Source organism: Roseovarius sp. MBR-79, assembly GCF_053628555.1.
In genome coordinates, this window is record NZ_JBRJGP010000047.1 from 1 (window position 1) to 8468 (window position 8468).

At 56.8% G+C, this 8468-nt stretch carries 11 protein-coding genes; 10 read left to right on the top strand and 1 reads right to left on the bottom strand.

What is annotated here, in order from left to right:
- Positions 1 to 130: 130 nt before the first annotated feature.
- The 7 genes from ACSSV8_RS19610 to ACSSV8_RS19640 all read left to right on the top strand — a co-directional run bounded on the left by ACSSV8_RS19610 (position 131) and on the right by ACSSV8_RS19640 (position 6124).
- A complete protein-coding gene (locus tag ACSSV8_RS19610) occupies positions 131 to 1012 on the top strand; it encodes a recombinase family protein (protein WP_454283599.1) in 882 nt (293 codons plus the stop codon).
- Positions 1013 to 1294: 282 nt separating this feature from the next.
- Positions 1295 to 2482, top strand: a complete 1188-nt coding sequence (gene repA / locus ACSSV8_RS19615; RefSeq protein ID WP_037930882.1) for a plasmid partitioning protein RepA — start codon at positions 1295 to 1297, stop codon at positions 2480 to 2482.
- The gene (repB, locus tag ACSSV8_RS19620; protein ID WP_454283600.1) at positions 2482 to 3552 is read left to right on the top strand and encodes a plasmid partitioning protein RepB; all 1071 of its coding nucleotides are present in this window, start codon (positions 2482 to 2484) and stop codon (positions 3550 to 3552) included. The genes repA and repB overlap by 1 nt, the downstream gene beginning before the upstream one ends.
- Before the next feature lie 155 nt (positions 3553 to 3707).
- Complete coding sequence (locus ACSSV8_RS19625; protein WP_040652346.1) at positions 3708 to 4757, top strand: helix-turn-helix domain-containing protein; 1050 nt, start codon at positions 3708 to 3710, stop codon at positions 4755 to 4757.
- 380 nt (positions 4758 to 5137) lie between these two features.
- Positions 5138 to 5383, top strand: a complete 246-nt coding sequence (locus ACSSV8_RS19630; RefSeq protein ID WP_009820213.1) for a hypothetical protein — start codon at positions 5138 to 5140, stop codon at positions 5381 to 5383.
- Between the two features lie 77 nt (positions 5384 to 5460).
- Positions 5461 to 5715 (top strand): type II toxin-antitoxin system prevent-host-death family antitoxin, encoded by a 255-nt coding sequence (locus tag ACSSV8_RS19635; RefSeq protein ID WP_254656526.1) that lies wholly within the window; start codon positions 5461 to 5463, stop codon positions 5713 to 5715.
- On the top strand, positions 5708 to 6124 hold the full coding sequence (locus ACSSV8_RS19640; protein WP_254656527.1) for a hypothetical protein: 417 nt from the start codon (positions 5708 to 5710) through the stop codon (positions 6122 to 6124). Before ACSSV8_RS19635 ends, ACSSV8_RS19640 begins: the two co-directional genes overlap by 8 nt.
- A gap of 28 nt (positions 6125 to 6152) precedes the next feature.
- Here ACSSV8_RS19640 and ACSSV8_RS19645 read toward each other — a convergent pair whose 3' ends face one another.
- Positions 6153 to 6299 carry a hypothetical protein gene (locus ACSSV8_RS19645; RefSeq protein ID WP_009820216.1) on the bottom strand — a complete coding sequence of 49 codons (147 nt, stop codon included), beginning with the start codon at positions 6297 to 6299 and terminating at the stop codon, positions 6153 to 6155.
- A gap of 352 nt (positions 6300 to 6651) precedes the next feature.
- On the opposite strand from ACSSV8_RS19645, the gene ACSSV8_RS19650 reads away from it, so the two are divergent.
- Genes ACSSV8_RS19650 through ACSSV8_RS19660 form a run of 3 tightly spaced genes read left to right on the top strand, consistent with a single transcriptional unit; the run spans position 6652 to position 8334 of the window.
- Entirely contained in the window at positions 6652 to 7122 is a 471-nt protein-coding gene (locus ACSSV8_RS19650; protein WP_454283601.1) for a hypothetical protein, read from the top strand.
- Between the two features lie 40 nt (positions 7123 to 7162).
- Positions 7163 to 8101 carry an ArdC family protein gene (locus tag ACSSV8_RS19655; RefSeq protein ID WP_454283602.1) on the top strand — a complete coding sequence of 313 codons (939 nt, stop codon included), beginning with the start codon at positions 7163 to 7165 and terminating at the stop codon, positions 8099 to 8101.
- A 23-nt stretch (positions 8102 to 8124) separates the two neighbouring features.
- The gene (locus ACSSV8_RS19660) at positions 8125 to 8334 is read left to right on the top strand and encodes a DUF6330 family protein (protein WP_454283603.1); all 210 of its coding nucleotides are present in this window, start codon (positions 8125 to 8127) and stop codon (positions 8332 to 8334) included.
- Positions 8335 to 8468: the final 134 nt, after the last annotated feature.

Sequence of the window (8468 nt, forward strand, 5' to 3'; positions counted from 1 at the left end):
CCTCTCAGATCGCGCTCAGCGCAAGAAAACCAAGGCATTATGGACGAACACAATGAGAGAGCACCTACTTGCATTCGTTTACAAACGGTCGTTTAATAGCGATGTATAAAACTGCAATAAGACTGTTTTGATGCCACTCATCGGTTATGCCCGCGTATCGACCGAGGATCAGACCCCCCTGCCCCAGTCGCAGGCCCTGAAATCCGCAGGCTGCGCCGAGATCCATGAAGAACAGGCCTCGGGCGGCAATCGTGCGCGGCCGGTGCTGGCGCGGGTGCTTGAACGGATCAGCAAGGGCGACACGCTGGTCGTCGTTCGGATCGACCGACTGGCGCGGTCGCTGTCGCATCTGCTGGAGGTGATCGAGCGGCTGGAGGCCAAGGGGGCGTTCTTTCGCTCGATCCAGGACCCCATCGACACCGGATCCCCGCAAGGCAAGTTCACGCTGCAGGTCCTGGGCGCTGCGGCCGAGTTCGAGCGCGCCCTGATCCGGGAACGCACCAAGGCCGGCCTCGCCAGCGCGCGCACAAAGGGCCGCGTGGGCGGGAACCCTGGGCTGCGTGCCAAAGACCCAGCTGCTCTTCGCAAAGTGCGGCTGGCGCGACAGGACGGCTACATGGAGCGTTTGAACGAGACGGCACAAGATTGGGTGCCCCAGGTGCGCCGGTTGCGACCCGACTTGGCTTGGGAGGACGTGCTGCGCATCATCAACGGCCCCTTGCCCGAGGCGCGTCGCTGGACCCAAAGCCGCCTGCTGCGCGCCGTGAAGGCCTATGTCCGCGACGGCTTCCTGCCTACCGAGGTGCTGGCCCGCGCCGGGCGCCGCGAAACGGACGATCGCCTGCCCGCCATTATTGCTGGCATCAAGGGCGCAGATCCTGACATCACGCTTCAAGCGATCTGTGAGCGGCTGGAGTCTATGCGCGAACGCACGCCCCGTGGCCGAACGAGATGGCAGCCCTCATCGGTCAAGATGCTGTTGGAGCGAGCCGAGAGTCTGGGAATGATTTAAGTGACTCAGATTCGTTCTTTGGAAGCAAAATCGCCTATGTGAATCGGGTACATCTTGCGTTTAAGAGATGGCAGCGACACAAGCACTTGACGCGCTGGATCCGCGAAATAAGATAAGTCATTGTAAATAAATGATTTCACGGGATACCGGCCCACCATTTGAAAAAATCCTTGCCTGTCAAACGCTTTCCTGACATTTTTGCGGAAGAACGCTAACCATCAGTTTCCGGCGGTTTTGCGTTCCTTCTCAAGATAGACCCGGAAGACGGGCGGCGGGACGGGCATGAACGAGCAGCGGATCAGAATGGATCAAAAGATCCAAACGATGGCGACACGTCTAAGCAAATCGCTTGATGTGAATATGCGCAAGTCGTTTCTACCTGATGAACGAAAGGCTCTCAGACGCTTCTCATCCACGGAAGTTGCCCAGATCCTCGGTGTAAGCCAAGATTTTTTGCGGAAGATGTTTTTCGAGGACAAGCTCGATCTCGGTGATATCGAGACAGACGCCCGCGGCCGCAGGTTCTACACTGCAGAGCAAATCGATATAGCGCGCCACGAAATAGCCCGGTCAAGCACCAAGTTCCAGCATATCGTTCCTCGTCGTCGGGATGGGGAGCATATCCAGATCATTTCGATCGCCAACTTCAAAGGGGGCGCTGGGAAGACGACAACGGCGATCCATCTGGCCCAAAAGCTTGCCCTTGATGGTTATCGAGTTCTGGCAATCGATCTCGACCCACAAGCCTCAATGACCACCATGTTCGGTTTCCGGCCGGAAATCGACTTCCCTGAGGCCGGAACGGTGTACGATGCCCTTCGGTACGAGGACCCTATCCCATTTAGAGACGTTGTGCGCAAAACGTATTTCCACAACCTCGATCTAGCCGCGGCCGGCTTGTTGCTCTCTGAGTTCGAGACCGAAACCGCACACGCCCTTCGAAACAATATCAGGCCGCCGTTCTATCAGCGGCTTGCCCTTTGCATTAATGAAGTTGAGACAGACTACGATATTGTCGTCATCGACTGCCCACCGCAACTCGGGTTTACCACACTATCGGCTTTGGTGGCGTCGACATCCCTAGTCGTCACTGTCATTCCAAGCATGCTTGACGTCGCCTCGATGGCCCAATTCCTGCAGCTCACATCCAGCCTCATGGCAACAATTGCTGATGTGGGCGCATCGCCCGACTGGGACTTCATGAGATTTCTAATCACTCGTTTCGAGCCCAATGACGGCCCCCAAACCCAGATGGCGGCATTCCTGCGGACCATGTTCACGGATGACGTTCTTACTCAGCCTTTCCTGAAATCCTCTGCAGTCTCTGACGCTGGGCTCACGCAACAGACACTGTTCGAGATCGCCAGAACGGATTTTCATCGCCAGACGTACGATCGGGCTATCGAGTCCATCAACGGGGTTGTGGCGGAGGTCGAAGGGCTCATCAAAACGGCATGGGGGCGTAAGTAATGGCCCGCAAAGTCACATTCGACATTCCCGAGGATGAAGAAAAGCAGCAGAGCTCGTCGATTTCTCCGACTCGAACCCAGTCACGAGCCCCTGCCCTTTCGGGAATGGCCCGTTCTCTTCAGGATGCGGCACAATCTTCAATTCAAGAAATCAGTACCGACCTTATTGATGATTCCGAGTTCCAGGATCGTCTGGCCCTGGATGACGAAGATGACATCAGGGAACTGGCTGAAAGCATTGACAAGCAGGGACAGCTTATCCCGATACTTCTGAGTCCCGAAGGGGGCCGGTACAGGATCATCTATGGGCGCAGGCGATTAGCGGCCCTTCGACTTATTGGCAAGCCCGCAAAGGCTCTCATCAGAGGCTTGGATGAGGATCAAGCGATTCTTGCACAAGGCCAAGAGAACAGCTTCCGAAAAGACCTCAGCTGGATCGAGAAAGCCCTGTTTGCACGTTCTCTCATAGAGTCCGGCAAGGATGAGGGACTGGTCTGTGACGCCCTCAACATCGATCAGAAAGCCAGGAAAGCCGGTGACAAGCTCACGGGACTTGCTCGCATGAAACAAGTCACTTCCTGTATTCCGACTGAACTCATCCAAAAGATCGGGGCGGCACCCGGGGTTGGACGGGATCGTTGGTATGCTGCCGCAAAGTCTTATGAGAGCCTTGGCTTCTCAGGAGATGAAGGGTTTCCGGCCGGAAACCGAGAATTCCATGATGCTCTCATGGAATCCAGAGGTTCAGGGAAGACCTCCGACGAACGCTTTGCGATCTTCGAAGGGCTCCTGAAACAGCACAAGCCCCCTGCCCCATCGGCAATCAAGACAGAACTCGGGATGGTGAAGGTCACCAAGAGAAACGTGATCATCACCGTCAAGAGCGGAGATGACGGGCTTCATAAGTGGATCTCTGAGAATCCAGAGGCCGCTCTTCTCGCGTTGGCGAACGCGAAGGCCGCTGGTCCAGGGCAGATCATTACCACAGAGAAAATGGAACCCATAGGTAACCCAGTCTCCGGCAGGGATCAGGATCTTGATGGTCCTGACATAGAAGACAACGAAAACTGAGCAGAAAGGAGGACAGGCCAGAAAAGGAAAGACCCCCCGAAAGCAGTGCTTCCGAAGGGCCTCGATTAGCTTAGACACCTGATTGATACCCCGAAGCCGAATCGTTTTCAACACCGTTCGCGGTGAACGGGGAAGCTTTTTCAGCCGATATCATCATGAGACAGGTATTTTCTCACACACCCGCCTTGGCGGAACGATCTTCTGTACCCGGTACGAACCCGTACAGGGTCATCGAGCCGATCCGAGCGCTTCGCAAAGAACTCGGTCTGACACCAAATGACCTAGTAACACTGCAGGCCTTGATCAGCTTCATGCCGAAGAAGGCCGGACAAACAGCTCCAATGACTATCGTCTTTCCCTCAAACGCATCATTGTCTGAGAGAACGAACGGCCTGAACGAGAGAACGATTCGACGGTGTATCGGACACCTCGTGGATGCCGGGCTGATCCAGCGCAGGGATAGCGCAACCCGCAAACGGTTCCCTCTTCGCTACGGTGGATTGATCAGAGATGCCTTTGGCTTCGATCTGCAGCCAATGTATGATCGGGAAAGAGAGCTCACCGAACACGCAGAACAGCTTGTGGGCGATCAGGAAAAGCTACGGTCACTCAAGGCGGAGGCACTGGCTCTTCGTGTCGAGGCTTTGCGCCAAGCAAAGGATGTTGAGACTGTCTCATTTCTCCAGGACGTACGAAACATCCTACGCCGTGCAACTCTCAAAGCCGACGAAATCATAGAGCTTATCAAGAGGCTGGCAGAATTGGTCGGAGCGACCATCAGAGAGTTTCCGGCCGGAAACCAAGACGCTCAGGAAACAATGCCCGACCAAATGTCCGGCGACGACGGGCAAAATGTCCGGCACGTAGAACCCACAAGATTGAATATAAAAAAGGATAGAGCAGATGCTCACAGCACCTCTGGTTTTCAGGAACGCCGAGATCCAACAAATATGGCTTGGACGGACCTGAAAAACGTATCGGACTTCTTCCCGCATGAACCAAGAGATCATCAATCAGTTCTCGAAATATTAGCCGATGTCGGAAAATTGCTAAGAATAGAACAAGGCAGGATCATGAAACACCTTAGAGAACGAGGTCCAGGGCAGCTCCTTATTGCACTCGACGAATTAATTTTGAGAGCCAGCACAGGACAGGTGAAAAACAACAACGCCTACCTTGACGCTATGATGAGGCAAGGAAACTGATGCTCTTGCCACATAAACTCGACCGGCTAGTGATTCTGCATAGCCATCGAAGATCAAGAGACAATTGCGGCACACTTCAAACCATACGATCATCAAGAAGAAGAATGTTGGTTTGAAGGTGAACCCAGATCACCCGCGTCAGGTGCAGGTCTGGGATGTGATCAACTTATCATGGAACAAGAAGCCATTCCAAGTTTGCTAGATGTTCACAGACGCCTCGGCCCAGGTGGCCACCCTTACCGCCGTGTTTGTCTGTGTTAATGCTTATAACGCTGAGGATGGCACAATGCTGCTCGATTGGCTGGTGACGGATGAAGAAGCGACCCATACCAAACTACTCTCCGAGTATCAGGCCTTGGAAAAAGAGTACGCTAGACAAGATGAACTCCCCCGAGATCGATACGCAGCTTGGCGTGTTGGAAGCAGAGATCCAGAAGATCGAGATCCGGCCGTTAGCCTTCAATCCGACAGACATCGGGCGGGCAGGGGCCTTCGTCATGTTTGACCGCTACGGCGCGCTGGCAGTCTATCGCGGCTACGACCATCTGACCTCAGACGAGTCCATCGAGAACGGCATCACCGCCAATGTGTACACCTACACTGAGACCGTGCAGCGGTTCGGATGACACATGGGAGGGCTCAACCCATCTCTTGCAGAATATCCAGAATATATGTATATTCTGCACGAATGGAGACCAAGATCATGCAAGAGCTTCCCGAGTTCAAGGCGGCCGACCTGACGCGGCACACCAGTGACCTGTTCGACGCGGCCATACGGTCGCCGATTGCGATCACCAAGCATCGCAAACCCAAATTCGTGCTGATGAGCATGGACCAGTACCAGCAGCTCGCGCGGGGGGCTACGCAACAGGCTCATATGGTTGACGAGATGCCCGAGGATCTCAAGGCGCTGATGATAGAAGGGCTCGAGCGGGACTTGACGCAGTCTGATGACTAGGCCGAGTGCTGGAGAGGTTTTCCGCTATCCGTTCCTGTGGAAACGCGAGCAGATGGCGGGTGAGACCGAGGGCCGCAAGACACGGCCTGTCTGTATCGCCGTCACTGTCGCCAAGTCCGATAGCGAGACCGTGGTGTTCATCCTGCCGATCACGACGCAGCCGCCCTTGCCTTCGCGCAAGTTTATCGAGGTGCCACAAATCGAGTCGCAGCGCGTGGGGTTAGAGACCCATGTCCGCAAATGGGTCATGCTGGACGAGATCAACACCGATATTCTGGAGCGGTCATATGTCTGGGAGGACCGCACGCCCATCGGCACGTTCAGTTCCGTCTTCACATCCAAGATCCAGTCCAGCCTGATCGCGCTTGCCAGGTCGGGCGGGGCATCCGTTGTCGATCGGCTGAAGTAATCTCGATCAGCGCAGGGTCTACCCAGCTTCACTTGTTCCCATCGATCCACTTCGACATCAGCCCCTTGTCGCGGAAGCATTCGTCCGGCACGGCGCGGCGCTTGATGCGGGCGAGACGCTCGGCAAAGGCGACCTGCTTTGGCGTCGCGGGCAGGGCGTAAGTGGTGCTTTCCATCGGGGATCTCCCTTCATAGCGCGGCTTTCAGAATAGAACATAAAAGGAACAAAAACAAGTCGCCTGCAGAAATCTTGGGGTTTGAGAGGAAGAGGAGGGCCGGGGAAGGTCAGGCCTGAGGGTGCCCGAAAAAGGGTGTCAGGGCCTGATCCTGTTCTTCATTGGGATCTGATGCCGGAAAGTACAGGATCCTAGGTTCTCATGAGCTTCGCATTTAACATTCTCCGGCATCAGATCCCTAAAGAGTGAAAGTGTCCTTCGGGTTTTGTGACTGACGGATGAGGGCCTTTGGGGTCCCTCAGATGGGTCCGGGCCGGATTCCGGTCTGTCTTTCCTGATGAAGGGCATTCCGATGCAAACAGGTGTCTTGCGCGTGTTGCGCGCGACCGCTGCCTCGTGGTGGCGACACAAGGAACTACGCCGAACCGGCCAGACGGGGCAGGCTCAGCGGAGCGAGCGGGAGACTGTCCTGCGTGATCTCGGCTATCTCATGCAGGCGGCGACATTGCCGGACGCGCATGTGATCTGCGGAGAGGGCGGGACGTTCCTCCATCTCGGTTGGACCACCGTTTCGACCTTCGCGCCGATCGAGTGCTTTCCCTTGGCCACTCTTGCGGTCGCACGAGGGACCCCGTTCATCGATATCCTACCCGTCACCGATGTCATCGCCTTCGCGAACTTGCCGCGGGTGGCGCGGGACGGATCGGGCGACTCTGAACCTTGGGGTCCCGGCAGGTCCGTGTCGCTGACCACCTACATCGACATGGTCGAAGCCCTCGGTGCCAGGATCGCCAACGATCCACGCCCCCGTCAGTCAATCTGATCCCCATTTCCTCTCACCAACACTCGAAAGGAGGCCAGCCATGGCCCGATCACGCACGCCCAAATTCGATGCCTCCGAGGTCATCACCAACGAAATCATCCGTATCATCGAGCGCGGCGTCCTGCCGTGGCGCAAGCCCTGGACCGCAGGTGGCAGCTCTCGCCCCCTGCGCGTGGGCGGTGAACCCTACCAGGGAGTGAACAACTTCCTGCTGACGATGCGGACCGTGATGGCGGGCCACAGCTCTCCCTTCTGGATGACGTTGCCGCAGGCCAATGCGTTGGACGCAAAGGTCCGCAAGGGAGAGAAATCCTCTGTCGTCGTCTATTACGGCCAAAGCCGGAAAGACGCGGGCGGCGAGGACGACCGCAGCGATGGCGATGATCGCTCCGAGGAAGCCCGCATCTTCCGCTTCCAGAAATCCTACCGCGTGTTCAATGCCTGCCAGATCGAGGGCTTGCCCGACAGCTTCTTCCCCGACCCGGAGCCCGCGCCCGAGCATCCTCCGTCCGAGCCTATCCCGCACATGCAGGCGTTTTTTGACGCCATCGACATCACAACCGTCTTCACGGGCACGGAGGCGTATTATTTGCCGCCCGTGGACAAGGTCTACATGCCGTCCATCACGCGGTTCCAGGACCCGCGCAATTTCTACGGGGTCTGGGCCCATGAGCTGGCCCATGCCACGAAGGCCCCCCATCGGCTGAACCGTGATTTCGGGTTCTCGAAGTTCGGCAACACGTCCTATGCGCGCGAGGAGATCGTCGCGGAATTGACCTCGGTGTTCCTGGGTCAGACGCTCGGCTTCACGGCGCATACGCTCGAGATGAATGCCGCCTACCTCCACAACTGGTTGCGCGTCCTGCGCTCGGACAAGAACGCGATCTTCAAGCACGCCGCGGATGCGCAGCGCGCCTGCGACTATCTGATCGCCAGATCGGAGACGGGCAGGGCAGGGCGCAGTGCCGAGGCCGCCTGACCACACGGAGAACGGAGACACCCATGTCACGTAAGGAACCCAAAACGCTGCGGGTGGCCTGCTTCAACGACGGTCGCCGCAAGATCATCACCTTCAAGCGCGGTGCCTATTGGTGGAGCGCTGCCGAGGGCGCTTATCCGCTCTCGGCGGCACTCGAGAGCATCAAGGAACAGGGCGGCTGGATCGAAACCATCCCCAACCCGAACTACAGAGCCAAAGGGCTGTTCGGGTAAGGCGCCTTCTGCTTCGGTCCTTCCGCCAAGCAGAAAAGTGAAAGATGCCGTAATGGGGCTGTCGGCGAATCGAGCACGTTTCGCTTGTTTGTCAGCATGATGTGGAGTGCCGTTGCCCTTGATGCGCCTGCAGC

Coding starts and splice junctions, on each gene's coding strand:
- ACSSV8_RS19610 (WP_454283599.1), top strand. CDS start 131: ATGCCACTCATCGGTTATGCCCGCGTATCGACCGAGGATCAGACCCCC.
- ACSSV8_RS19635 (WP_254656526.1), top strand. CDS start 5,461: ATGCAAGAGCTTCCCGAGTTCAAGGCGGCCGACCTGACGCGGCACACC.
- ACSSV8_RS19625 (WP_040652346.1), top strand. CDS start 3,708: ATGAGACAGGTATTTTCTCACACACCCGCCTTGGCGGAACGATCTTCT.
- ACSSV8_RS19630 (WP_009820213.1), top strand. CDS start 5,138: ATGAACTCCCCCGAGATCGATACGCAGCTTGGCGTGTTGGAAGCAGAG.
- ACSSV8_RS19655 (WP_454283602.1), top strand. CDS start 7,163: ATGGCCCGATCACGCACGCCCAAATTCGATGCCTCCGAGGTCATCACC.
- ACSSV8_RS19660 (WP_454283603.1), top strand. CDS start 8,125: ATGTCACGTAAGGAACCCAAAACGCTGCGGGTGGCCTGCTTCAACGAC.
- ACSSV8_RS19640 (WP_254656527.1), top strand. CDS start 5,708: ATGACTAGGCCGAGTGCTGGAGAGGTTTTCCGCTATCCGTTCCTGTGG.
- ACSSV8_RS19645 (WP_009820216.1), bottom strand. CDS start 6,299: ATGGAAAGCACCACTTACGCCCTGCCCGCGACGCCAAAGCAGGTCGCC.
- repA (WP_037930882.1), top strand. CDS start 1,295: ATGAACGAGCAGCGGATCAGAATGGATCAAAAGATCCAAACGATGGCG.
- ACSSV8_RS19650 (WP_454283601.1), top strand. CDS start 6,652: ATGCAAACAGGTGTCTTGCGCGTGTTGCGCGCGACCGCTGCCTCGTGG.
- repB (WP_454283600.1), top strand. CDS start 2,482: ATGGCCCGCAAAGTCACATTCGACATTCCCGAGGATGAAGAAAAGCAG.